20 protein-coding genes and 1 tRNA gene are annotated in these 24,995 nt (G+C 72.6%); 8 read left to right on the top strand and 13 right to left on the bottom strand.

Annotated elements, in window-relative coordinates:
- Positions 1 to 151: 151 nt before the first annotated feature.
- The 4 genes from E4622_RS20120 to E4622_RS20105 all read left to right on the top strand — a co-directional run bounded on the left by E4622_RS20120 (position 152) and on the right by E4622_RS20105 (position 3,788).
- Positions 152 to 568 (top strand): hypothetical protein, encoded by a 417-nt coding sequence (locus tag E4622_RS20120; RefSeq protein ID WP_134742014.1) that lies wholly within the window; start codon positions 152 to 154, stop codon positions 566 to 568.
- Between the two features lie 29 nt (positions 569 to 597).
- The gene (locus E4622_RS20115; protein ID WP_134742013.1) at positions 598 to 1,599 is read left to right on the top strand and encodes a proline dehydrogenase family protein; all 1,002 of its coding nucleotides are present in this window, start codon (positions 598 to 600) and stop codon (positions 1,597 to 1,599) included.
- A gap of 219 nt (positions 1,600 to 1,818) precedes the next feature.
- Positions 1,819 to 2,391, top strand: coding sequence for a DUF4865 family protein (locus E4622_RS20110; protein WP_134742012.1), 573 nt, complete (start codon positions 1,819 to 1,821; stop codon positions 2,389 to 2,391).
- Complete coding sequence (locus E4622_RS20105) at positions 2,388 to 3,788, top strand: MFS transporter (RefSeq protein ID WP_134742011.1); 1,401 nt, start codon at positions 2,388 to 2,390, stop codon at positions 3,786 to 3,788. The genes E4622_RS20110 and E4622_RS20105 overlap by 4 nt, the downstream gene beginning before the upstream one ends.
- Before the next feature lie 51 nt (positions 3,789 to 3,839).
- On the opposite strand, the gene E4622_RS20100 is transcribed toward E4622_RS20105, so the two are convergent.
- The 10 genes from E4622_RS20100 to E4622_RS20055 form a co-directional block, all read right to left on the bottom strand.
- On the bottom strand, positions 3,840 to 6,359 hold the full coding sequence (locus E4622_RS20100) for a polynucleotide kinase-phosphatase (RefSeq protein WP_134742010.1): 2,520 nt from the start codon (positions 6,357 to 6,359) through the stop codon (positions 3,840 to 3,842).
- Positions 6,352 to 7,764, bottom strand: coding sequence for a 3' terminal RNA ribose 2'-O-methyltransferase Hen1 (locus tag E4622_RS20095; RefSeq protein ID WP_134742009.1), 1,413 nt, complete (start codon positions 7,762 to 7,764; stop codon positions 6,352 to 6,354). Before E4622_RS20095 ends, E4622_RS20100 begins: the two co-directional genes overlap by 8 nt.
- 59 nt (positions 7,765 to 7,823) lie before the next feature.
- Positions 7,824 to 12,608 carry a DUF4132 domain-containing protein gene (locus E4622_RS20090; RefSeq protein WP_134742008.1) on the bottom strand — a complete coding sequence of 1,595 codons (4,785 nt, stop codon included), beginning with the start codon at positions 12,606 to 12,608 and terminating at the stop codon, positions 7,824 to 7,826.
- A 1-nt stretch (position 12,609) separates the two neighbouring features.
- Positions 12,610 to 13,011 (bottom strand): hypothetical protein, encoded by a 402-nt coding sequence (locus tag E4622_RS20085; RefSeq protein WP_134742007.1) that lies wholly within the window; start codon positions 13,009 to 13,011, stop codon positions 12,610 to 12,612.
- A gap of 116 nt (positions 13,012 to 13,127) precedes the next feature.
- Positions 13,128 to 13,204 (bottom strand) — tRNA-Met (locus E4622_RS20080).
- Between the two features lie 62 nt (positions 13,205 to 13,266).
- On the bottom strand, positions 13,267 to 16,248 hold the full coding sequence (locus E4622_RS20075; protein ID WP_134742006.1) for a UPF0182 family protein: 2,982 nt from the start codon (positions 16,246 to 16,248) through the stop codon (positions 13,267 to 13,269).
- Positions 16,245 to 16,850, bottom strand: a complete 606-nt coding sequence (locus E4622_RS20070) for a PPA1309 family protein (protein WP_134742005.1) — start codon at positions 16,848 to 16,850, stop codon at positions 16,245 to 16,247. Before E4622_RS20070 ends, E4622_RS20075 begins: the two co-directional genes overlap by 4 nt.
- Positions 16,847 to 17,926: a S16 family serine protease gene (locus E4622_RS20065; protein WP_134742004.1), complete on the bottom strand. Its 1,080-nt coding sequence runs from the start codon at positions 17,924 to 17,926 to the stop codon at positions 16,847 to 16,849. The genes E4622_RS20070 and E4622_RS20065 overlap by 4 nt, the downstream gene beginning before the upstream one ends.
- Positions 17,927 to 17,974: 48 nt before the next feature.
- Entirely contained in the window at positions 17,975 to 18,256 is a 282-nt protein-coding gene (locus E4622_RS20060; protein WP_167736171.1) for a hypothetical protein, read from the bottom strand.
- Positions 18,257 to 18,291: 35 nt separating this feature from the next.
- On the bottom strand, positions 18,292 to 18,720 hold the full coding sequence (locus E4622_RS20055; protein ID WP_134742003.1) for a molybdenum cofactor biosynthesis protein MoaE: 429 nt from the start codon (positions 18,718 to 18,720) through the stop codon (positions 18,292 to 18,294).
- A gap of 42 nt (positions 18,721 to 18,762) precedes the next feature.
- Between E4622_RS20055 and E4622_RS20050 the strand changes: the two genes are divergently transcribed.
- Both E4622_RS20050 and E4622_RS20045 read left to right on the top strand, forming a co-directional pair.
- On the top strand, positions 18,763 to 20,094 hold the full coding sequence (locus E4622_RS20050) for a zinc-dependent metalloprotease (protein WP_134742002.1): 1,332 nt from the start codon (positions 18,763 to 18,765) through the stop codon (positions 20,092 to 20,094).
- Entirely contained in the window at positions 20,091 to 20,699 is a 609-nt protein-coding gene (locus tag E4622_RS20045) for an NUDIX hydrolase (protein WP_134742001.1), read from the top strand. Before E4622_RS20050 ends, E4622_RS20045 begins: the two co-directional genes overlap by 4 nt.
- Here the strand turns inward: E4622_RS20045 and E4622_RS20040 are convergent.
- The 3 genes from E4622_RS20040 to E4622_RS20030 all read right to left on the bottom strand — a co-directional run bounded on the left by E4622_RS20040 (position 20,636) and on the right by E4622_RS20030 (position 23,366).
- Positions 20,636 to 21,172, bottom strand: a complete 537-nt coding sequence (locus E4622_RS20040) for a M48 family metallopeptidase (protein WP_134742000.1) — start codon at positions 21,170 to 21,172, stop codon at positions 20,636 to 20,638. The two genes, E4622_RS20045 and E4622_RS20040, sit on opposite strands and share 64 nt — an antisense overlap.
- A gap of 9 nt (positions 21,173 to 21,181) precedes the next feature.
- On the bottom strand, positions 21,182 to 22,216 hold the full coding sequence (locus tag E4622_RS20035) for a PHP domain-containing protein (protein ID WP_134741999.1): 1,035 nt from the start codon (positions 22,214 to 22,216) through the stop codon (positions 21,182 to 21,184).
- A 355-nt stretch (positions 22,217 to 22,571) separates the two neighbouring features.
- A complete protein-coding gene (locus E4622_RS20030; RefSeq protein WP_134741998.1) occupies positions 22,572 to 23,366 on the bottom strand; it encodes an enoyl-CoA hydratase/isomerase family protein in 795 nt (264 codons plus the stop codon).
- Positions 23,367 to 23,569: 203 nt separating this feature from the next.
- Here E4622_RS20030 and E4622_RS22940 point away from each other — a divergent pair, with 203 nt between their 5' ends.
- Entirely contained in the window at positions 23,570 to 23,728 is a 159-nt protein-coding gene (locus E4622_RS22940; RefSeq protein ID WP_091026547.1) for a DUF5679 domain-containing protein, read from the top strand.
- Between the two features lie 128 nt (positions 23,729 to 23,856).
- A complete protein-coding gene (locus tag E4622_RS22935; protein ID WP_167736170.1) occupies positions 23,857 to 24,747 on the top strand; it encodes a hypothetical protein in 891 nt (296 codons plus the stop codon).
- Positions 24,748 to 24,995: the final 248 nt, after the last annotated feature.

Genomic DNA, 24,995 nt, shown 5'->3' with positions numbered 1-24,995 from the left:
CCACCGTCGCCGGGTCCGCTTGCTCCTGCCTTGTCCTGTGGGTGCGCAGCCGGACAAGGACCCCCGGACGGAGCGCAAGCCCGCGACAAGGACTGCCCGGCAGGCTCCGGGACGAGGGCGGGCCCTCCGCCCCACGACCGAAGGACACGACATGACCACCCAGCGCACCCGCACCGCCGCGATGACCACCGCGGCCCTCGCCCTCGTCGGAGCGGCGACCGCCACCGACCTCGTCTCGGCACGCGCCGACGCCGGCGCCGCGGCGCCGGGCACCCGCATCACCGTGGCCGCCTCCGACGGTTCGGTCCACCCCGGTGAGCAGCTCGTGCTGACCGGCCGGCTGGCGCAGGGCTCCACCGGCCTCCGCGGCTCGGTCCGGGTGTACGGACGCAACGCCGCCGGGTGGTACCCGCTCACGGGCGCCCAGGTCCGCACGGCCTCCACGGGCGGCTACCGGGTGCGGGTCGTCCTGTCCTCCACGGGCGACCGCACGCTCAAGGTCGTGGGCGACCCCGACGCCCGAGAGCTGCGCAACGCCTCGGCGAGGGTGCGCGTCTCGGTCCGCTAGTCCCCACCCCTGCTCGAGAGGAACGACCCATGACCACGCACGCCCTCACCCATCCCCAGACCGCAGCGGAGCCGACGGAGGACGCCCACCTCGCCAGCGCTCGCGCCCTCCGGCTGCTCGCCCTCGACGAGGCGACCAAGCGGCGGGTGATGTCCGAGGCCACCCTCGCCGCCCTGGCTCGCCAGGTGGCGCACCGCTACCTCGCGGGCGAGACCCTCCCCGAGGCGCTCGACCGGGCCCGGGACAGCGTCCGGCGCGGACACGCAGTGAGCCTCGAGCTCGTCGGAGAGAGCGTGCGGGACGCCGACGAGGCCCGCAGGGCCACGGAGGTCTTCGTGTCCATCGCCGAGCAGATCCGCCTCACCGGGCTGCCGAGCACGATCTCGCTGGACCTCACCCACCTCGGCCTGCTGGTCGATCGCGAGCTGGGTCACCGGCACGCCGTCCGGGTCGCGCAGGCGGCGCGGGACGCCGGCACCGTGCTGATGCTCTCGGCGGAGGGCTCCGAGCGCACCGACCTCGTCCTCGACACCTACGAGCGGCTCTCGGAGACCTGTCCCGGAGCGGTGGGAGTGACGCTCCAGGCCCGGCTGCACCGCACCCCCGAGGACCTCGCTCGCGTGCTCGGCATGCCGGGGCGGGTCCGCCTGGTCAAGGGCGCCTTCGAGGAGCCCGAGCACGTGGCCCACCCCCGGGAGAGCGAGGCGCTGCACCGGGCGTACCTGCGTCTGGCGGACGTGCTCGTCACCCACGGCGGGCCGGTCTCCCTCGCCACCCACGACGACCTCCTCCTCGACGAGCTCGTCCGTCGCCACGGAGACGCCCTGCGCGGCGACCAGGTCGAGTTCGAGATGCTGCTCGGGTTGGGCGATGCGGCGCTCGAGCGGCTGCGCCGCGACGGACACCGCACCCGTGAGTACGTCGTCTTCGGCAGCGAGTGGTGGCTCTACGTGCTGAACCGCATCTCCGAGCGCCCGGAGCGGCTGCACACGGCGCTCGCGGACGCATCGGCACGCACGCAGGAGCGGTAGCCGCCCACCGGCAGGCCGCGACCACCAGCACCTCGTAGCCACCTCCCCCACGCCCGTCGCGCCCACGGCGTCCTTGCAGCCCGAGCACCACGTCCGTACCCGTCACCACGCGCGCCGCCGACGGCCGCGCCTGTGCGTCGGCGACCTGCGCGGCTCGCGCTGCGTCGACCCGTCAACCCGTCAACCCGTCAACCCGAGAGGACCATCACCGTGTTTGCGATGCACTACGACATCCGCCTACCCCGCGACTACGACATGCACCTCGTCCGAGAGCGCGTCGCCACGCGGGGCCACCTCCTGGACGAGCTCCCCGGCCTGGGGATCAAGGCCTACCTCGCGCGCGACGTCACCGCGGGAGCACCCTGCAACTCCTACTCGCCCCTCTACCTGTGGCACGACACCGGCGCGGCGTCGACGTTCCTCTGGGGTCGAGGGGGGTTCGCCGGCATCGTGCGCGACTTCGGCCGGCCCCCGGTCCGGACCTGGCTGGGCGGCAGCTTCCGCCGCAGCGGCGACCCGTCGGCGCCCCGCCACGCCACCGTCTCGACCGCGCCCCTCGCGGTCGGCACCTCCCTCGAAGACACCGCAGCCCGCAGCGAGGCGTGGTGCGAGACCACCACCGCACGGCCCGGCGTGCACTCCGCCGCGTCTCTCATCGACACCAGCACCTGGACCCTCACCCAGCTGGTCCTCACCACGACGCGGGTGCCGGCGCAGGACCTCCACGGCGGCGCTGCCGAGGAGTTCGAGGTGCTCCACCTCTCCGCGCCCGGCATCGGCGCCCTGCGGTGAGCACCGGAGACCGACGCGGCACGGTCCTCGCGGGAGGTGACCGCGACGAGGACCACCGGCCCGGGCGTGCCGCTTCGCTGGCACTCAGCCTGAGCATGTTCCTGATCCTCTGCGAGGGCGGCGCTCTCAACCTGGCGGTCCCGCGCATCGCCGGCGACCTCGCCGCGTCCACGGCCGGGCTCGAGTGGATCGTCAACGCCTACGTGCTGCCGCTCGCCAGCGGCATGATCCTCGCCGGCGGGCTCGGCGACCGTATCGGCAGGGACCGCCTGCTGAAGTCCTCGCTGGCTGGGTTCGCACTCAGCACCGGGGTGTGCGCCCTCAGCCCCGACCTGACCGTCCTCATCACCGCCCGCGCGGCCCAAGGTGTGTGCGCGGCCGGCGTCCTGCCCATGATCCTGGCCCTGGCCGTCAGCAGCTACCCCGACCCGGCCACCCAGGCCCGGGTGGTGAACACCATCGCCGTCGCCGGCAGCCTCGGCCTGGTGACCGGACCGGTCCTCGGCGCGGTCGTGACCGAGGCGCTGGGCTGGCGGTTCGTCTTCGTCGTCGTCCTTCCCCTGGCTCTGATGGCAGCGGCCGCGTCCCGACACCTGGTCGACGTACCGGCGCCGCTCGGCCGCCGGCCCGCTGCGACGGGACTCGCGCTGGGTGTCCTGGGACCCGTGCTCCTCATCAGCGGACTGGTCGAGCTCTCCACCCGGGGACCGCGATCCGTCGTCGTCCTCGCGCTCCTGGCTGCCGGACTGGGCGCGGCGACGGCGTTCGTCCTCCTGGAGCGGCGGACGTCTCGGCCCGTCATCCCCGGGACCCTGCGCCGGGAGCCGGCGTTTCGAGCCGCCGTCGTGGCCGGCTACGCCTTCCAGTTCGCCGGGTTCGGGCTCCCGTTCATGCTCGCGCTGCACCTGCAGAGGAACTGGGACCTCGACCCGATCGGGACAGCCATGGTCCTCGCCCCGTTCTCACTCGTGACCATCGTCGGCACCACCACCGTCAACCCCCTCCTCGCCAGGCGCGGCCAACCGTTCATGCTGAGGACCGGCATGTCCATGGCGTTGCTCGGCACGCTCGTCACGCTGGGCGTCGCCGGGCCCGGCACCTGGCCGATCCTGACGATCGGCACCGTCCTCGTCGGCCTGGGGAGCAGCATCTACTCACCCAGCCTGAACCACGTGGCCACCCGCAGCGGGGGCGACCACCCGGGCCTCGCCTCCGGGGTCTACTTCACCGCCCGCCAGATGTCGATGGCCACCGCGGTGGCGGCGCTCGGCGCCCTGGTCCTCAGTCCGCACCCGGTCGCCGGCCTCCGCACCGGAGTCGTCATCTCCGCCATCCTCCTGACCGCCAGCCGGGTCCTGATGGCCCGGGCCGGCCAGACCTCGGACGACGAGCGGTGAGGAGCCCAGGGTCTCGCCGAGAGGACGCCTTGCTCACCGCGCGGGCTTCGCTCAGAGCCGCGGGTCGACCGGCTCGGACTCGAGCGCGAGGACCGCGAAGACCGCCTGGTGCACCTTCCACAGCGGCGCGCGGTCGACGAACGCCGTGAGCGCCTCCAGGCCGAGCCCGTGCTCGCGCTGGGCGAGCTGACGCTTCTTGCCGAGGTGGCGCTCGCGGAGCACGTCGAGCGAGTCGGTGTAGTCGGGTCCGTAGATGATCCGCAGGTACTCCCGCCCGCGCACCTTGATGCCGGGCTGGACACGACCGGTGGTCAGGTGGGCCGGCTTGACGACCATGCCCTCCCCGCCGGCGGCGGTCAACTCCAGCCACCAGTCGGTGGCGGCGTCGCGCTCCGCTGCGGAGGAGAGGTCCACGAAGCGGTGGCGCGTCGGCGTGACCAGGTCGCCCTGCAGCTTCGCGAGCTCCGCGAGGTGCCACTCGTGCGACTCGGTGAGCGCGAGCGCCCGTCCCTCGGCGGCCAGGACCTGGAACGGCGCGAGCGTGACGCCGTCGAGCCCGTCGGTCGGGTGGACGTAGGCGGCGTAGGCGTCGCGGAACGCCTCGGCGTTGACCAGGCGGCGCTCGACCCGCTCGAGTCGCCCCCCGACGTCGAGGCCGCGCGCAGCGGCCCGCTCGAGGACCGAGCGCGCCTCGGGCAGCACGTGACGGGCAGCGGCGCCGACCGAGGCGTACTGGGCCTGGATCAGGTCGAGCGCCTTGACCGACCACGGCAGCAGCTCGCAGTCGAGGGCGAGCCAGTCGGTGTCCAGCGAGTCGAACAACGGCGCGGCCGTCTCCCGCAGCCGGTCGATCAGGTCGGTGGTGTCCGCGAAGAACGGGCGGCCCGTGCGGGTGTAGACGACGCCGGTCGTGCCGTCGCCGATGCCGAAGCGGCGTTCTGCGGCGTCCGCGTCCCTCGCGATCACCGCGACGGCGCGTGACCCCATGTGCTTCTCCTCGCACACGACCCGCGTGACACCCCAGCCGGCGTACTCGTCGAAGGCCTGCGCCGGGTGCTCCAGGAACCCGTCGACCTTGGACGTGGCCACCGGTGACATGGTCGGCGGCAGGTAGACCAGCCAGCGCGGGTCGACGGCGAACCGGCTCATCACCTCGAGCGCGGCCGCGGCGTTCTCCTCCGGGATCTTCACCTTCCCGGCGTGCGTCGTCTCCAGCCACCGGGTGCCCGCGACGTCGCCGATCCTGAGCACCGAGGCCTCGCGGTCGCCGGCGGCCGGCGCGAGCGGTCGGACGGGCTCGTACCACTCCTGCTCCGCCGGGACCGAGACGATCTCCCGCTCGGGGTAGCGCAGCGCGGTGAGCTCGCCACCGAAGACCACCCCGGTGTCGAGGCAGATGGTGTTGTTGACCCACTCGGCCTTCGGGACGGGGGTGTGTCCGTAGACGACCATGGCCTTTCCGCGGTAGTCCTGCGCCCAGGGGTAGCGGACGGGAAGGCCGTAGTCGTCGGTCTCGCCGGTGGTGTCGCCGTACAGCGCGAAGGAGCGGACGCGCCCGGACGACCGGCCGTGGTAGGCCTCCTTGAGCCCGGCGTGGGCGACGACGAGCCTCCCGTCGTCGAGGACGTAGTGGCTGATGAGGCCGTCCATGAACTCCAGCGCCTGCGTGCGCAGGTCCTCCGGGCCGGCCTCGAGCTGCGCGAGCGACTCGGCCAGACCGTGGGAGACGGTGACCTTGGAGCCACGCAGGGCGCGGACCAGCTTGGCCTCGTGGTTGCCTGAGACGCACAGCGCGGTGCCGGCGGCCACCATGCCCATGACGAGGCGCAGGACCCCGGGGGTGTCCGGGCCGCGGTCGACGAGGTCGCCGACGAAGACCGCCTGGCGTCCCTCCGGGTGCGAGGCACCGACGGCGGTGTCGCCGTCGTAGGTCAGCTGCCACCCCAACGTGGTGAGGAGGGTGCGCAGCTCGGAGGCGCAGCCGTGGACGTCGCCGACGACGTCGAACGGGCCGTGGACCTCCCTGCGGTCGTTCCAGGGGCGCTCGCGGACGATCTCCACCGCCTCGGCCTGGTCGGTGCCGGGCAGCACGTGGACGCGGCGGAACCCCTCCTTGGTGAGCCGTCGCAGGGACCGCTTGAGGTCGCGGTGCTGGCGGGCGACGACGTGGTCGCCGAAGTCGCGGTCCGGCCGCTGCTTGTTGCGCGCGATCGCGACGGGCTCGGGGACGTCGAGGACGATGGCGTCGACCAGGACGTCGTGGCTCCTGGCGAGCGCGACCAGCGCCGCTCGAGCGCTCTGCTGCACGTTGGTGGCGTCGACCACGGTGAGCAGCCCGCGGCGCAGCCGGGTGCCGACGATGTAGTGCAGGACGTCGAAGGCGTCCGGGGTGGCGGACTGGTCGTTCTCGTCATCGGAGACGAGGCCGCGGCAGAAGTCGCTGGAGATGACCTCGGTCGGCTTGAAGTGGGTGCGCGCGAACGTCGACTTGCCGCTGCCCGAGACGCCGACCAGGACCACCAGGCCCATGGCGGGGACGACGACCTGTCGGGTGGTGGGTGCCTCAGTCATCGGACCCCTCCGCTCGTGTGAAGACGGCCATCTGGGTCGGCGAGCCCCACGTGTCGTCCACGTCGCCGACGCCGTGCAGCTCCACGGCGTAGCCGTACGTCGACCCGACGTGCTCGGACCACTCGGCGAGCTCGGCCCGGGTCCACTCGAAGCGGTGGTCGGGGTGTCGCATGCCGACGAGGTCGTCGTACAGCACGTTGTACTCGGCGTTGGGGGTGGTCACGACGACCGCACCCGGCCTGGCCGCTCCGAACACGACGTGCTCGAGCGCCGCCAGCCGGGAGGCGTCGACGTGCTCGACGACCTCCATGAGCACGGCGGCGTCGAAGCCGGCGTAGCGGTCGTCCTCGTAGGTGAGGGCGCCCTGGAAGAGCTGCACCCGCTCGGCCTGACGCTCGCTCATCCGGTCGAGGTGCAGCCGGCGGGAGGCGTGCTGGAGCGACCGGGTGGACACGTCGGAGCCCGCGACCCGCGTGAACGACGGCGTCTGCACCAGCCGCGCCAGGAACTGCCCCGGGCCGCAGCCCAGGTCGATGACCGAGCGCGCGCCGAGCTCGAGCAGCACCCGGTGCACGGCGTCGTGGCGCTGGGCGTTGAGCGGGACCCGCTTCTCAGCGGGCTGCAGGGCCTCTTCGTCCTCGGCCGGCTCCACGGCCTCCTCCACCTCGTCGCCGAGCTCGGCGAGCCGGGCCAGTGCGACGCGGGTCAGGGCACCACGGCGGCCGAGGTAGCGGCGGGTGATGAGGTCGGCGTCGGGATGGGTGGTGAGCCACCCCTCCCCCGAGCGCAGCAGCTTGTCGACCTCGTCGGGGCCCTGCCAGTAGTGCTTCGACTCGTCGAGGACCGGCAGCAGCACGTGCAGCTGGTTGAGCGCGTCGGCCAGCCGGACGACGCCGCTCAGGCGCAGCCGGACGTAGCGGGAGTCCCCCCACTCGGGGAACGCGTCGTCCAGCGCGACGGGCTCGGCCTCGACCGTCCAGCCCAGGGGCTCGAAGAGCCGGTGCGCGATCGCCGGTCCCCCGCGGCACGGGAGCACCGGGACCTCGATCTCCAGCGGGATCGCGGAGTCGGCGAGCTCCTGCCGGGAGTCGCAGCGGCCGCTGCGGGCGGTGCTGAACACGTCGGCCATCGCCACGGAGAGCAGCGACGACGCCGCGTAGGAGCGGTCGTTGACGTACTGAGCCAGGCTGAAGTCGGGAGCGTTCCTCCCGCGTGACCGGGCCAGCCGGACCGGGTCGACGTCGAGCAGGAGTGCGACGGTGCACCTCTGAACGGTGGCCTCGGGGTAGAGGACCGTCACGGTGCCGAACGACTGCGTGAACTCCTGCACGCGGTCCGGGTGCTTGTGCAGGAGGTAGCCGAGGTCGGTCGCCGGCTGGTGGGTGGTCGTGACGGTCAGGAGCACGCGCTCAGTCTGCCGGAGGGAGTCGATCCATTTTCCGGCACGTACGGTCGGTCCGCCGGCTATCCGACCAGCTGCTGCAGGATCGTCGGGTCCTTGATCTTGTCGTCGCGGGCGAGCAGGACGACCTTGGCCACGAGCTCCGCGGTCCGCGGGTCGTCGTCCGCGAACGGCAGGAAGACCCGGCCCCGGTGCTGGGCGGAGACCGGGACGATGCACACCGCGTTGCCCGGGATCCGGTGCACGACACCGGAGCCCAGGTGCACCGAGTAGGTGCCGAGGCGGCCCTTGATCCGTACGTGGTGGCCGCCGACCTCGACGTTGGTCATGTCGAGCATGGAGGCCGTCTCGTCCACGAGGCGGCGGCGCACGTCGATCGACGACTCGGAGGCCTCGGGGTCGAGGCCGCTCGCGTGCGCCACGGAGACGACGAGGTCCAGGTCGCGCATCGTCTCGGAGAACACGCGGGCGGGGACGTCCGCGAGAGGAAGCGGCCGCCAGTGACCGGCCGGGTGGAAGGTGATGTCGTCCATCGTGGCGTCCTCGACCTCGGTGGGTGAGCCCCACCCGTTGACGAGATGACACCAGGCGGTGAGCTTCTGCTGGTGGAAGGTCCGCGAGAAGCCCTGCTCGAAGTCGGCCACCCACCCACGTGAGGTGAAGATGCCACCGGCCCGTCGAGCCTCGACCTGGTGGCCGGCGTACCTGTGCGAGCTGACGCCGGCCTCGTCGCGCTCGTTCTCGTTGAGCGTGTAGAGCTCACGGAAGAGCTGCTTGAAGGGCTGGCGTCGCCCGGCGGACATGAGGTCGTGCTGGAAGTCCGGCCACTCCCCCGAGGACAGCAGGTCGACCGGGTGCGCGACCCGTAGGCCTCCGACGGCGCGGCGCTGGGTCCCGTCGGGTGCCGACAGCGTGGCGCCGTCCCGAGGGAGCCCGACGATGCCCTCGTCGTCGACGAGGACGAGGTCGCGCAGCATCGGCGCGAGGATCGGGTGCCGGAGGAGGTCCTCCAGCTCGTCGGGTTCGAAGGCGTCCCCCAGCACGCACGCCGACTCCAGCGAGCTGCGCATGCGGCGGACCTGCTTGCGGAGCGAGGTCGCCCGGTCTCGGAGCTGGGCGACCTCCGGGACCTTGGCGCTCTTCGCCGGAACGGACTTGAGTGGTCTGCCCGCTCGGTGGACCGTCAGCTCGGGTGCCCCGGCGGCGTCGATGGAGAGCGCGACGACGAGGTCGCCGTCCACCGCGGTGACGGGTCCCTCCGCCAGGTCACGGACCGCTTCCGCCTCCATCGCCCACACCAGTCGCTGGGGGTCACGGAACCCTGCGGTGCGGGCGAGGTTCTCCAGGCCGACCTCGACGGCGGTGGACTCGGAGGCCCGACGCTGCGAACCGGAGGTGCGATCGGAGGCGACGAACCCGCGCAGCAGCTCGTACCGCCTCAGCAGGGCCGTCTGGTCCTCCAGCGGCAGGAGGCCCAGAGCGCGGACCGAGTCCTGGTGACGCTTGTCCCGAAGGCGCCGGACGACGGCCGTCTCGTCGACCCTTCCGAGTAACGCCTGGGCGAAGAGGTCGGCGCGCTTGTGTCCTCCCGAGGACGAGGCGTACTTGGCAGCCTTGAGGACCTGGTCGAACCGCTCTTCGCCGAGCGTCGCCACGACATCGTGGAACCATCGGACGTCCGCTGCCCCGTTGACGAGGTCGGTCGGCTCGAGGGGTGTGCGTTGGCTGACCTCGGTGGCCCACTGGGCGCGGATCTCGGCATCCACGGACCAGCTGTCGTCCTTGGTGTGCGCGTGAACCCACCACACGGCGGACTCGAGTCCGTCCCATCCCAGGCGCAGCTCCATCAGCCGGGACCACTGCGGGGCGTACACCGCGGTCTCGATGAGCCGCTGGTCGGGGATCCTCGCATCGCCGGCGAGCCGGCCGAGCTCGTCCGCGGTGTCGTCGGCGAGTGGCTGGTTGACGCGGATGAGGTGGGACAGACTGCTCTCCCGCGAGGGGGTCCAGGCGTAGGCGCGGGCGAACGGCCGTCTGCCCAGGGCAGTCAGGCACTGCACCAGCTGGCGAGCGCCATAGGTGGTGCGCAGCCCGTGGGCGGTCTCGGAGAGCGAACCCGGCAGGTCGCCGCGAGCGACCTCGGCGGCGATGACCGCGGACCGGACGTCGGCGACGATGTCGTGGACCTGTTCGTGGGCCGCCCACGGCTCGGGCCGCAGCCCGGTGAGCGCCCGGAGAGCGTCCTGTCGCGGCGCGTGGGAGTACCCGTGGGTGACGATGGGAGCGGCGACGAGGGCGTCGACCACGTCCGCCCTCGTTGCGGCACCCCGACGGAAGGCCTCGACCAGGATCCTCGCGGGAGGCGGCCATCGGTCCGGTTGGTCAGGCACCCGCACGGTCCCACCAGCGCCGCCGTGCCAGGTGCGAGCCTCGACCTCGACCTGGGGGCCGTTCCAGCGGTCGATGGTCCCCTCGGGCTCATCGATGAACCGGAGCGCCCTCCAGAGCCTGGCCACCTGGTCATCAGTGAGGCTGGCGGGGTCGACGAACTCGGATCTGCCGCTGAACAGACCGGCGAAGGCGCTGCGCTCGTCCGTACCCAGTGGGTTGCCCCATCGATCGTGCTCGACACGTCGTCCGCGCCGCTCCATGACCTCGGCCGGACCCCGCAAGCCGTCAACGGGAAGTGCTGCGGCGGCAGTCTCCAGGAGCTGCAGCACGGGCTCGGACCACGAGTCGCGCCTGGCGTGTTGAGCGATCGCTCGGAACGCCTGCCACTGGAGGGCGTTGACGTCGGCCTTCGGGAGCTCCGAAGCCACCGGCCCGACGACGGTCCGGGTGACGTCGACCGCCCACCGCCGGTTGACCCGCGGAATGTAGGAGAGTAGAGCGAGCTCGACCCCGCCGTCGGTGAGCTGCGGTTCGATGCGTTCCCACCAGGGCCCGAGTATCTCCGGCAGGGGTAGGGCACCGTCCTTGCCGGCATGTATCCACCGGACGTTCGCGAGGAGCTCGACACCGCCGTGGCTCTGGACCTCCACGTCGGCGTGCTCGGCGAGCCAGCCGGTCAAGGAGGTCCACGCGAGCCGGAACCGGTCGTGGTGGTGCTGCCACGAGCTGGCGGGGAGCACCGCAGGGCGTTGCGCGGGCGTGCGGTCCGACACCTCGAACCTGAGGCCGGCCGGTATCTCCTGCGCTGCCGCATTGCCTCGTGCGGGAGCACCGCCGAGCTCGTCGGCTGCCCTCCTCTGCTCTGCTGTGCCGGCCGCAAGCCGCTCGATCGACGCTGCCAGGCCTCGCGCATCCTGCTTGCGCAGGATCGTGAGGGAAGTCGTGCGGAGGTCGGAGGCCTTGCGAGTGAGGGCGTCCTCGAGGAGTCGGGCCTCGACGTCGGACACCTCCGGGAGCGACCGCAGCGCGCCGCTGACGGTGTCCCGCACCGCCGTGGAGCGGTCGGAGACGAGGGAGAACAGGGCGGCGCGGTGCGCGACCGGGTCCTTGGCGTACTCGCGTGCCGCGATGCTGCGTCCGTCTGCGGAGGCGGCGGCCACGAGCGTCGGGTCGAGGGGCCGCCCACCGGAGTGGCAGACGAGGATGTCCGCCGCGAGGGTGCCACCGACCTTGCGGGGCAGCGTCCCGATCAGACCGGTCTCGACCTCCTGCAGCTTGCCCAGCGTCCGGACGCGGGCGTGGAGGTCGGCCCGCACCGGTTCCGGCATCGGCACCCGGGAGTCGTCGCTGCCGTACCGATGAGCCGGCCAGGCGGTGACGGCCGCGGCGTAGACCGGCAGGGAGGAGTCGGTGACCGCACGAGCCAACGCCTCACCGGCGGCAGGCGTGGCGACGTCGCTCAGGAGCCGGGCGGCCGCCAGCCTGGTCCGGTCGTCCGGGCTGGCGAGCAGGGCGTCCGCGGCGGTGATCCCCGCGTGCACGTCCCGGACCGCCAGGGACCAGGCCCCGAGGAAGGCGACGACGGGTTCGGCATCGAGCAGGGCGGTCGGCCGGGGAGGCTGCCGGAGGAAGTCGCGGATGGCGACGACCGCGTCGGCCACCTGCTTCTCGTGGCGGACGGTGAGGTCCTCGCCGATCCAGACACCGAGCGCTCGGACGGTCCCGGCGAACCTCGCCAGCCGATGCTCGACGACGACGTCGAGGATCCGCGCGAACGCCTCCGGATGCGCGACGTCGGCCGCCTCCAGGATGGTCTGGCGCAGGCCCTCCGAGCGTTGGGCGGCGACCAGGAACCGCTCGACCTCGGCCCACCCCGTCGGTTCCGGCGAGGACAGGAGCGCCACGAACGCCGAGTGCGACGGCCCGCTGATGTCGTGGTGACCCTGCAGGCTGGTGACGAGGACGTCGAGGACCTCGCGGTTGCCGCGGGCGATGGCGGAGGCGAAGAGCGAGCCCAGGGGGACGTACTGGCCGAGATGGAGCGCCCACGCCGCCTGCCACTCCAGCGGCTGGGGGTACTGCACCGAGTGACGCAGGAACTGACCGAGCTCCGCCCATCGGGCGGCCAGCGAGTCCGCCTTGTCGGGTGAGCGGTAGGCGCGTCGCTGCCAACCACGCTGGTAGGGCTCCTGCGTCGACCACTCCCACCAGTACGCCAGGTGTCCGCCGAGCTCGGGGCTGACGGCGTGGAGCACCTTCTCGCGCTTGGCCAGGCTGAGCTCGTCGAGCCGCTGCGCAACGGCCCGCCAGGGCCGGCGGGAGTCGACGAGGCTCGACACGATGTCCGTGGCGAGTCTGGGTGCCAACAACTTGTGGACACGCAGGCCCCTGGCCCGGTCGCTCTCCGAGGCGGCGTACTTCGCCATCTCCGCGCGGGCGACGTCCCCCGACAGCACGTCAGCCCCCGGCCAGGGCCACGAGACGCACCAGTCGCAGCGTCGAGTCGGGACGGACCACGACGGGCGCGTCGATCTCCTCCACCTGGAGGCCGTCGACGAACACGAAGACGAGCCCGTCGGTGAACGCCTCGACTGCCCGCTCGATGGCCTCGGCCTCGGGGGGCGGGGCCGGCACGGCACGGTTCTCGCGGCCGTAGACGCCGGTGTCGACACCGCGGGCGAGGTCGGCGGGCGTCAGGACCTGCAGGGTCCTGCTGGAGGTGCGCCGCTGCTCGTAGGCGGCCAGCTCGTGCCGGACGAGCTCGGACAGGAGCTCGCGGAGGGTCCCGTTCCCGAGAGGAACCTGGACGTGCAGCGACTCGGTGTCCCTGCTGCCGACGATCTTGGTCTCGACGATCACGGGGCCCACTCTGGCATCTGCCCGGTCGCGTCGGGCCGAGTCCGGCCCATGTCGTCCAGCGAGGGAACTGCGTCACATGACTTCAGGCCCGGAATCGTGGATTCCGGGCCTGAAAGTGGTAGCGGGGGCAGGATTTGAACCTGCGACCTCTGGGTTATGAGCCCAGCGAGCTACCGAACTGCTCCACCCCGCGTCGCTGAACAGAACGTTACCGGACGGGGTGAGGCGGTCCAAATCGGGTCACTCGGCGGGCGTCTACTCGTCGGTGCCACCACCCGCGGCACCGCCACCGTCGCGCACCGCGGCGAGGTCGATCGCGTCCTGCACCAGACGTGCGGCCAGCTGGTTCTGCCGCTGGTACTCCGCCAGGTTGCCCCCGGCCAGGGCCGTCTCGGCGGCCGTGAACGCCTTCTGGGCCTGGTCCAGCTTGTCGCCGATCTGCTCGTCGATCGTGCCGGTCGGCTGCTCGGGCTCGCCGGACCCTTCGGGCGGTGTCGTCCCGGGGTCGGGTTCGGCGCTCGTACCGGGAGCGGCACCCAGCGCGTCGCGCAGACCGTCGAGCATGGTCTTGCCGATCCCGACCTTGCCGCCGTAGGACACCAGCACGTACTGGAGGATCGGGTAGGCGGCGCTGGACCCGGCGCGCACGGCGTAGACCGGCTCGACGTAGATCAGGCCGTCCTCGACCGGCAGCGTCAGGATGTTGCCGAACAACGGCGGCGACTGGCCGGTCTCGAAGTCGCGCAGCTTGTCGCGGACGTCGGGGTCGGAGCTGAAGTCGTTGGCGATGTTGCCGGGGCCCTGGGTCGTCTGGTCGGTCATCTCGCGCACGGTGATCTTGCCGTAGTCGTCCGAGGTGGCGTCGCTGTTGACAGACACGAAGGAGGCCAGGTTGTTGCGGCCGAACGGCACGAAGGTCGACGTCAGCGACCAGGTCTCGTTCGTCGTGGTGGTCTCCTCGCCGGCGGTCTCGTCCACGAAGAGCCGATACGGGGGCAGCAGCTTGTTCTTGGTGCGGCTGTTGGGGTCCTCCGGCACCGCCCAGCGGTCGTCACCCTGGTACCACGCCGGTGCGTCGGTGATGTGGTAGCGGGCGTACTGGAAGCGCTGGACCTTGAACAGGTCCTCGGGGTAGCGCAGGTGCTGCATCAGCTCGTCGGAGATCTCCGAGCGGTCCTGGACGGTGTCGGGGAACGCACTCATCCACGCCTTGAGGATCGGGTCGGACTCGTCCCACTCGTAGAGCGTGACCGTGCCGTCGTAGGCGTCGACCGTGGCCTTGACCGCGTTGCGCATGTAGTTGATCTCGTCGGTCGGCAGCGTCGCGAGACCGGTGTCCTCCTGCAGCGAGTCGTCGGTCATCTCCTCGAACGACTCCCGCTGGGCACTGGCGTAGCGGTCGGTGGTCGTGTAGCCGTCGAGGATCCACACCACCTTCTCGTCGACGATCGCCGGGTAGGCGTCCTCGTCGATGGTCAGCCACGGGGCCACCTTCTCGACGCGCTCGCGCGGCGTGCGGTTGTAGAGGACCTCGCTGTTGCCGTGCACGCGACCCGAGAGCAGGAAGTTCGGCTCGCCGAACTTCACGGCGTACATCAGCTGGTTGAACGTCGAGCCGATGTCGACGCCGCCCTTGCCGTCGTACGTCGTGGTCTCGTCCTCGTCCTCCGTGCCGCTGGAGAGGCTGAGCTCCACGCTGCCGGAGTCCTTCTTGGCCTTCCCGACGACGGAGTAGTCCGGGCTGTCCTCACCGAAGTAGATCCGGCTCTCGTAGCCGCCGGTGAGCTCGCTCAGGTCGTCCTGTCGGGTCCCGTCGGAGTTGACCTGGTTGCCCTCGGCCCACTGGATCTCCGTCTGGGGAGTGTTGTCGTCGGCGCCGCGCTGGTTGGCGTACGCGGCGATCACGCCGTTGCCGTGGGTGTAGACCGTGTGCAGGTTCGACCAGTTCTTGTCGCCGTCGTTGATGCCCTCCTGGTCGAGCTCGCGCACGCCGAGCACGAGGGCACGGTCGACGCCGTTCTCCATCTGGTAGCGATCCACGTCGAGCACGTCGGCCACGGAGTAGTAGTTGCGGCCCTGCTGGTTCTGCTCGAACGTCTCCCGCACGAGCTGGGGGTCCACCAGCGGGACCGACGAGGTCTCGGCCGTCAGGCGCGACAGCTTCTCCTTCGTCGCCGAGGCGCTGCTGGTGTAGGGCTCGCTCTCCACGTCGGTGAGGTCGTACGCCGCACGGGTGGCGTCGATGTTGGCGGCGATGTACTTCGCCTCCTTGTCGGCCTCGGACGGCTTGACCTGGAACTGCTGGACGATGCCGGGCCAGATCATGCCCAGGAGCACCGCCGAGAGGGCGAGCAGCGCCAGACCGACCGAGGGCAGCGTCCAGGTGCGGCGCCACACGTTGAGGAAGAACAGCACCGCGCAGATCACGGCGATGCCCATGAGGATGCTCTTGGCCGGGAGGATCGCGTGCTCGTCGGCGTAGGTCATGCCGGTGATCAGGCGTCCGGACTGGTTCACCAGGTCGAAGCGGTCGAGGTAGTAGTCGCCGGCCTTGACCAGCACGAAGAGCCCGAGCAGCACCGAGAGCTGCACCTGGGCCGCGCCGGAGAGGCGGTCGCGGCTGACCTGCAGGCGCACGCCGCCGTAGAGGTAGTGGGTCACGGCCGCGGCGAGCAGCGCGATCACGATCGTCGCCATCGTGAAGTCGACCAGGTAGTGCAGGAACGGCAGGTCGAAGACGTAGAACCCGATGTCGCGCTTGAAGAAGGCGTCCTTGCTGCCGAACTCCTGGGAGTTGCGCCACAGCATGTAGTTGCGCCACTCCCCCGCGCCGGAGGTGCCGGCGAACAGGCCGAGCAGCAGCGCGACGCCCACGACGATCCAGGTGCGGATCGGGGTCACGGCGTCGCGGTAGCGGTCGAGGCCGCCCTGCTCGGGCGACGACGGGCGGAACAGCGGCCGGAAGCGGAAGGCCAGCACGACGTTGACCGCGACGACGATGCCCATGAACGCGCCGAAGGCGACGAACAGGCCCGCGCGCGTCCAGAACAGGGTGGTGAAGACGCTGCCGTAGCCGGCCGAGCGGTACCAGAGGCGGTCGGTGTAGATCGCCGCGAACGTCGTCAGCCCGAAGAAGCAGACGATGAGCACGATGCCCGTGATGACCAGGGCCCGGGAGCGCCGCGAAGCCTGTGGCGGGGCGGGGTCTCGGGGGTCGTCGTCGAACAGCTCACTCACGGGTTCTCCTCGGGTTCTGCGGGTACGTCGGCGGGCGCGTCGGCCCGGTCGTCGGCGGGGTCCTCGTCCAGGGTGGCCTCGAGCAGCGCCAGCAGCGCGGGCACCAGGTCGATGCCCCCGACCACGGACTGGTCGTCGTCGTGGGCGCGCAGGCGCAGGGCGCAGTACGTCGACCCGTGGCGGGTGACGCCGGCGACGATGCGCACGTCCTGGCGCTCCGGGTGCTCGCGCGCGAAGCGCTGCGCCTCGGTCTCGTCGTCGGGGATCTGCTCGTCCGCGTCGGGAGGCAGCACGAGCCGCTCGACGACCGCGGCGCAGCCGATCACCTCGGGGGGCCAGCTGATGGACTCCAGCGCACGCTCCAGCTCGACCTCGGGGCTCAGCTGGTCCTGCTCGATCGCGGTCAGCGAGCCCTGCTCGGACGAGTGGTCCAGCCCCATCGCCGCGGCGAGCGCCGGCTCGTGGTCGACCAGGCGCGCGGTGTCGACCAGGGCGTAGAGCCGAGCCGGCTGGTCCCAGCCGCCCTGGGCGAGGTGTCCCTCGATCTCGAGGATCGCGGAGGCCAGCGCCGGGTCGGCGTCGAGCGGGTCGGTCAGGGTCATGCGGCGTCCTTGCACGAGGGGAGGTCGGCGTCGGGGTCGGCGACCCAGTCCTGGATGGCCCCGAGCGCCTCGTGCATCGTCGTGGCCCGGACCAGGCGCATGTCGTCACCGGGGTCGGCCCCCAGCGCCTCCTTGCAGTTGTCGGTCGGCACCAGGAACAGCTGGGCGCCGTCCTCGCGGGCGCCGGCGATCTTCTGCGGGATGCCGCCGATCGGGCCGACCTTGCCGTCGGGCGCGATCTCGCCGGTGCCGGCCACCGTCTTGCCGCCCGTGAGGGAGCCGGGCGTGAGGGTGTCGTAGATCGCCAGCGAGAACATCAGCCCGGCGCTGGGTCCGCCGATGTCGGGGTCGATGTTGACCCGCACGTCGAAGGGGAAGGCGTAGCCGTTGCCGGGCGTGATGCCGATCAGCTTCTCGCCCTTGACCGTGCGTGGCTCGACCGTGACGTCGAGCTCGGTGCGGTCGCGGCGCACCCGCAGGTCGATGCTGCCGCCCTTCGGGGTGGCCTGCACGGCGTCGTAGAGCTGCTGGGCCTTCACGAGCTTCTCGCCGTTGACCTCGAGCAGGAGGTCGCGCGGCAGCAGCTTGCCCTCGGCCGGCATGCCCTGCTCCACGAAGGTGACGTCCACCGCCGGGGTGAACTTGAGGCCGAGCTCGCGCATGGCCACCGCGATCGCCGCGTCCTGCGAGGTCACCATGGCCACGGCACCGTCGCGGTCGTTGGAGGCCTGGGTCTCCTGCTCGTCGTAGATCGCGTCGTAGGGGTAGACCGCGTCGTCGTGGTCGACCCACGCGTCCATCAGGTCGTAGAGGTTCTTGCGGCAACCGCTCCCGCAGTGACCGTCGTCGTCCTTGGGCAGGGAGACCAGCACGGTGGTCATCCGCAGCTCACCGTCGTCGCGGTAGGTCTTGTGACCGTCGACCTGGATGATCTCCGCACCGTCGGCCTCGGCCAGCACGTCGACGGTGTAGCCGGGCCGGTAGGTGACGTAGTCCAGCGGCAGGAACGCCGCCAGTGCGAGCAGCACGAGCACCAGTGGTCCCGCGATCATCGCGGCCATCAGGCGCTGGCTCATGGCGCCACCCTCTCACCCCGGCCAAGGCTCCGTGCGCCCGGATCTCAGTCAGGAGACGCGGCGCTGAGGGGGCTCCTCGACCGGATGCGCGCGCGGCGTCGGGGGTGTCGCACGCGACGGTCGGACGGCGACGCCGGTGCTGCGGTCGCGCTCGGGGGCCGGCGCGGCGTACCTGGTCGTGCGCGGCGGTCGCTCCAGCGCCTCCCCCAGCCGACGGACGGCGACCTCGCGGTCGACCTCCCCGCGACCCTCCCGGCCCAGCCAGCCGACCCAGAGCATCGCCACCACGGTGACGACGGCGGGCGGCACGAGCCAGAGCAGGATCTCCACGTCCTCGAGGGTACGGCGGGCCGGCGGCGAGCCCCCTACGGCGCGCCGACCCACTCCTCGGTGCCGTCGCCGAAGACCTGGTGCTTCCAGATCGGGACCTCGTCCTTGAGCGTGTCGATGAGGTCGCGCGAGGCGTCGAAGGCCTGGCCCCGGTGGGCGGCGGCCGCGGCGACGACGACGGCGACGTCGCCGATGTCGAGGTGGCCGACCCGGTGGACCGCGGCGATGCCGTGCACCTCGTGCCGCTCGGCGACGCGGTCGCAGACCTCGCGCAGGCGCTCGAGGGCGCTGGGGTGCGCGGAGTAGTCGAGGCCGGAGACCCCCTTGCCGCCGTCGTGGTCGCGGACGCGGCCGATGAACACGGTCACGCCGCCGTCGGTGGGGTCGTCGAGGACGCCGGTGACCTCCTCGACGCTCAGCGGCGTGTCACGGAGATCGACCAGACGGACAGCGGGATGGGTCACACGACGACCATACGACTTGCCGGACGGCGCTACCGTGGGGTCATGAGCACAGGATCTGGAGGCGGCTCCGGCGAGGGCCCCGAGGACGGCGCCAACCCCTTCAAGGGCACGCCGTTCGAGCAGTTCTTCACCGGTGCGGGCGCCTTCGGCGGCGTCGGCGGGCCCGGCGGCGCCGGGATGCCCGACCTGAGCCAGATCTTCGGCCAGATCCAGGCGATGATGCAGCCCTACGACGGCGCCCTCAACTGGGACGTCGCCCAGGACGTCGCCCGCAAGACCGTGGCGCAGCAGCCCGACCCCTCGCCCACCCAGCGCCAGCAGGACGCGGTGGCCGATGCCGTGCGCCTCGCCGACCACTGGCTCGACGCCGTCACCGAGATCCCCTCGGCCGTCACCTCGACGGCGGCCTGGAGCCGCGCCGAGTGGATCGTCTCGACCCTCGACGCCTGGAAGGTGCTCGTCGACCCCGTCGCCGAGCAGTCCGTCACGGGCCTGGCCAAGGCGCTCCCTCCGGAGGCGCAGGCGGCCGCCGGCCCGCTCGTCGGGATCCTCGGCAAGGCCATCGGCGCGATGCTCGCCAACCAGGTCGGCTCCGGCCTGGGCAGCCTGGCCGGTGAGGTGCTCACCGCCTCCGACATCGGGCTGCCGCTCTCCGCGCCCGGCCGCGCCGCGCTGGTCCCGGCCAACGTCGCCGCCTTCGCCGAGGGCCTCGACGTCACCGAGGACGACGTGCTGCTCTACCTCGCCCTGCGCGAGGCGGCCCACCAGCGCCTGTTCGCCCACTCGCCGTGGCTGCGCGAGCACCTCGTCGGTGCCGTGACCGCCGTCGCGAGCGGCGTGGAGATCAACGTCGAGGGTCTGCAGGAGCGCATCCAGGAGCAGATGAGCGGCATCGATCCCCAGAACCCCGAGTCGATGCAGCAGCTGCTCGAGGGCGGGCTCTTCGACATGCCGCCCTCGCCGGCGCAGCAGGCCGCGCTGGAGCGCCTCGAGATCGCGCTCGCCCTCGTGGAGGGCTGGGTCGACGAGGTCGTCGGCCAGGCCACCGCCGAGCGGATGCCGTCGGCCCAGCGCCTGCAGGAGGCCGTACGCCGCCGCCGTGCCGCGGGCGGCCCCGCCGAGGAGACCTTCGCGGCTCTCGTCGGGCTGGAGCTGCGGCCCCGCCGCCTGCGCGACGCCTCGACGCTGTGGGGGTCGCTGCGCCAGCGTCAGGGCGTCGAGGCCCGCGACGGCGTCTGGCTGCACCCCGACCTGCTGCCCACCGCCGCCGACCTGGACGACCCGCTCGGCTTCCGCGAGGACGCCGCCGCACCCGAGTCCCTCACGGAGGACGACTTCGACGCCGAGCTGCGCAAGCTGCTCGACGGCGAGTGACGCTCCACGCCGACGCGCTGGCCGCCCTGCGCGGCTGGACGGCGCCCTCCTCGGACCAGGAGGCGCTCCGGCAGCGCTACGTCGCGCACCTGGAGGCCCATCCCGACGGCCTCGCCCGCGACTGCCGACCGGACCACCTCACGGCCAGCACGCTGGTCGTCAGCGCCGACCACACCCAGGTGCTGCTGACGCTGCACGCCAAGGCCCGCCAGTGGTTCCAGCTCGGGGGCCACTGCGAGCCGGGGGACGCGACCCTGGCGGGGGCCGCGCTGCGCGAGGCGACCGAGGAGGGCGGGCTGGCGACGCTGCGGCTCGACCCCGTGCCGGTCCAGCTGAGCGAGCACGCGGTGCCCTTCTGCGGCCCCGACGGCGACGTGCACCACCTCGACGTGCGGTTCGTCGCGGTGGCGTCGCCCGACGCCGTACCCGAGGTCAGCGAGGAGTCGCTCGACGTCGCCTGGTGGCCCGTGACGGCGCTCCCCGACCCGGGCAGCGACCTGGTCGAGCTCGTGCGGCTCGGCCTGGCCCGCGCGGCGAGCGGTCAGTCCACGTCGGCGCCGGGCGGCGGGTCGAGCCGCGCCGCCGCCGACCAGCCCTCGAGGTAGCCCTTGGCCTTGTCGGCCTGCGGGTAGCGGTCGACCCAGGCCCAGAAACCGGCATCGTGCCCGGCCTCGATGAGGTGGGCGAGCTCGTGGACGAGCACGTAGTCGATCACCCAGCCGGGCATGCCCTGGAGCCGCACCGAGAGCCGGATCGTGCGGTCCCCCGGGGTGCAGGAGCCCCACCGCGTGTGCTGGTTGTCGACCCAGCGGACCGACTCCGGCTCCGCGAGACCGCCGAGGTAGCTGTCGCTGAGGCGCCGGGCGCGCGCCACGAGGTCGTCGTCGCTGAGCCGGCGCTTCTGCTCGGCCCGCTCGATGCGCTCCACCATGGTGCGGACCCACTCGGCCTCCTCGGCGGCGCTCAGCGAGGCCGGCACGAGGACGACGATGCGGTGGCCGTCGCGGTAGGCCGAGACCGTACGGCGGCGCCGCTCGCTGCGGCGTACCTCCACCTCGGGCGCCTCGGGGTCCGTCATGGCCCGAATCTACTGGCGCGCCCACTCCAGGAGCCGCTCCCGCGGCCACGTGTTGACGATCCGGTCGGCCTCGATGCCCGCGGCCTCGGCCCGCTCGCAGCCCAGGACGAGGAAGTCCAGCTGCCCCGGGGCGTGCGCGTCGCTGTCGATCGAGAACAGGCAGCCGCTGTCGCGGGCGAGCTCCAGCAGCGCCGTGGGCGGGTCGCGGCGCTCGGGCCGCGAGTTGATCTCGACCGCCACGTCGTGCTCGGCGCACGCCTCGAAGACCGCCTCGGCGTCGAACTCCGACTGCGCGCGGGTGCCCCGTCCCCCGGTCACCAGGCGGCCGGTGCAGTGGCCCAGGACGTTGGTGAAGGGGTTGCGCACCGCCCCGATCATCCGGCGCGTCATCGCGGGCGCGTCCATCTTCAGCTTGGAGTGCACACTCGCGACCCGCACGTCCAGGCGGCCCAGCATCTCCTCGGTCTGGTCGAGCCCGCCGTCGTCGAGGATGTCGACCTCGATGCCCTTGAGCAGCGTGAAGCCGCTGCCGGCGAGGTGGTCGTTGACCGCCTCCACCACGCCGAGCTGGCGGGTGAGCCGATCGACGCTCAGCCCGTGCGCCACCTTGAGGCGCGGCGAGTGGTCGGTGAGCACGAGGTAGTCGTGGCCCAGCTCGATGGCCGTGATCGCCATCTCCTCGATCGGTGAGCCGCCGTCGGACCAGTCGGAGTGGGAGTGCAGGTCGCCGCGCAGCCGGGCCCGCAGGTCGACACCACCGTCGGTGAGCGGGCCGGCCAGCTCGGCCTCGGCCGTCGCCAGCCGCTCCGGCAGCTCCCCGCGCGCTGCGGCGGTGATGACCCGGGCCGAGCTCGCGCCGACGCCGGGCAGGTCGGTGAGCGTGCCTTCGTCGACGTGGCGCGCGAGCTCGTCGGCGGGCAAGGGCAGGATCGCGGCCGCCGCCCCGCGGAACGCCTTGACCTTGTAGGTGTCCTCGCGGGCGCGCTCGAGGAGGAACGCGATCCGGCGCAGCGCGGCGACCGGGCCGGCGGCGTACGCGGTCATGGAAGGGCTCCTCTCGACGAGCGGTGGTCAGGATCTTTTCGTCCACACCCGGTGGATGACCATTGTCCCAGGTCAGGACCGCGTGACCGCGGGTCCCGGGCGTGTCCTCCACAGGCCAGTCCCGGCAGATCGCCGTGTTTCCACCGGGGACGGGCAGTTCTCCACAGAGTTATCCACAGCGTTGTCCACAAGCGGCGACGCTGGACCGTTGACCGCCGGGCTCCGGGTCCCTAGCGTTCGGGACGGACGAGGCCCCCGGGTCGCGGACCGACATTGGCAAGGGGAAGGCGAATGTCGCGACGCGACGCGGGGGCCTCTACCTCTGCCCCGCGGTCGCCCCGCCGTCGTCCCCGCCTCAGCGACCGGTGAACTCCGGCGCCCGGCGCTCGCGGCTGGCGCGGATGCCCTCCTGCAGGTCCGCGGTGGCCAGCGTCACCGGCTGGGCGAGCGCCTCCCACTGCAGGCAGGACTCGACGTCGGCATGACCGCCGTCGGCCAGCGCGAGCTTGGTGAGCCGGCTGGCGATCGGCGCGGTGGCGGCGATCCCGGCGGCCGTGGCCAGCACGTCGTCCAGGAACGTCTCGCGGTCGTGCACCGCCGACACGAGCCCGAGCCGCTGCGCCTCGTCGGCCTCGACCACCCGGCCGGTGAGCAGCAGGTCACGCGCGGCGGCCGGGCCGACGACGTTCGGCAGCAGGTGGGTGGCGGCCATGCCGGGATGCATCCCCAGCTTGACGAACGGCACGCCCAGCTTGGCGCCGGCGGCCGCGTAGCGCAGGTCGCAGGCGAGGGCCACGCACAGCCCCGCGCCGATGGCCGCGCCGTTGACCGCCGCGATCGTCGGCACCTCGAGGCGCCGGATCGACAGCCAGGCGCGGTAGAAGCCGATCATCCGGGTCCGCAGCCGGTCGACGGTGGCGTCCGGCTCCCCGGCGATCCACGAGGTGTCGCCGCCGGAGCAGAAGGCCGTGCCCTCGCCGGTCACGACGACGGCACGCACGGAGGGGTCGGCGGCCAGCTCGTCGATCGCGGCGACCCAGGAGGAGGTCATCTCCTCGGACATCGCGTTGCGCCGGTCGGGCTGGTCCAGGACGAGGAGCGCGACCCCCGACGAGGGGCGCTCGAGACGGAGGTGGGTGAGGTCGGCCATGGCCGCACCCTACTGAGCGGGGTCGGGGGGCCGTCCCAGGCGGTGGCGGCCCGCTCTCAGGCGCGCGGAGCGCCTGCTGCGTCGGCGCGGCGCGGTGCCGTAGGGTCGAATCGGTTCGGCAGCACCCGCTGCCGGGCTTCCGGCGGGCTTCCCCATCATCCCCGTCGCGACGACCGAATGAGTGACTAGGCAAGGAGGCCGTCATGGCGGAGACCTGGAGCGGCGAGTTCTACTGCGTGAAGTGCAAGGAGAAGCGCGAGGCGGAGGGCGAGGTGAGGGTGAACGACAAGGGCACCCGCATGGCGAAGGCCGTGTGCCCCGTCTGCAGCACCAACCTGAACCGCATCCTCGGCAAGGCGTGATCGACGGCTGACACGCCCCACACGCTGAGCGGCGGCGCCCTCCCCTCGGGGACGGCGCCGCCGCCTGGCGTTCCGGGCCTGTGGAGGAGCCCGGCGGCGGCTCCCCGTTCGGTGCGAGGGTCGCAGGCATGGCTGCTCCTCTCATCCCCGGCCTCCCCCGCCGCCCCGCATTGCGACCCGGGCTCGCCGTGGCCCGGCACGACGACGCGCACCTGCGCGTCGGCACCGACGCTCCCCACCGCCTGGTGGTCGCCGACCGCCCCGCCGTACGCCGCCTGCTCGACGCCCTCGCCGACGGCCGGCCGCTGCCCGAGCTCGAGGGAGCGGCGTGGCTGGCGCTGCGCGGCCTGCACGACGCCGGCCTGCTGGTCGACGCCGAGGCCCTGGAGCGGCTCCGCCCCGACGACCCCGCGCGCGCGGCCTGGACGCAGTTCGGTGCCTCGGCCGCGGCCCGGCTCGAGGCCCGGCGGCGCGCCCGGGTCGGCGTCTGGGCGGGCCCGGACGTCGCCGACGCCGCGACCCGGCTCCTGCGGCAGGTGGGGGTCACTGTCTGCCGGCCCGGCCAGGACGCCGACCTGTGGCTCGTCGCCTCCGAGGGTGAGCTGACGCGCGCCGCCCTGGACGACCTCGTGCGCGACGGCACCCCGCACCTGGTGCTCGCGGCGAGCCTGGGCAGCCCGCGTCTGGGACCCTTCGTGGTGCCCGGCACCACCGCGTGCCTGCGCTGCGTCGACGCCGGGCTGGCCGAGGACGACCCGCGGCGGGCCCTGGTCATCGAGCAGGTCACCCTCGACCCGGGCGCCCCCGGCCCCCCGCACGACCCCGTCCTGACCCACTTCGCCGTCGGCTGGGCCGTGCGCGACCTGCTCCGCTACGTCGAGGGCGACTGCCCCTCCACCTGGTCCACCACCATCGACCTCGGCCCCACCGATCTCCCCTCCCCCCACGCCTGGCCCCGCCACCCCCACTGCGGCTGCGCCTGGGACCAGCTCCCCGCCGACCTCCTGCTCGTCCAGTAGCCGCTGCGCGGGGCGGGTCTCGAGACAGGCGTCAGCGCGCCTTCCTCAACCCCGAGCGTCGCCACGCTGAGCCGAGAGCCAACCGCAACCACCTCCATCCCCACCCCATTCCGGCCAATCGCCCGAGTGCGTGGGGTGGGCAGGGCGCGGAGGAGCCGGAGGCGACAGGGCCACGGCGCCGGTGTGGATGGGACTGGCCGCCCGGAGCGACGAAGGAGCGGAGGGCTGGTTTCCGGCGCCGTGGCCCT

It is taken from the genome of Nocardioides sp. 503, from assembly GCF_004522095.1.
Lineage (GTDB): Bacteria > Actinomycetota > Actinomycetes > Propionibacteriales > Nocardioidaceae > Nocardioides.
Note: the sequence above shows the minus strand (reverse complement) of the source record. Positions and strands in the feature narration are given on the sequence as shown.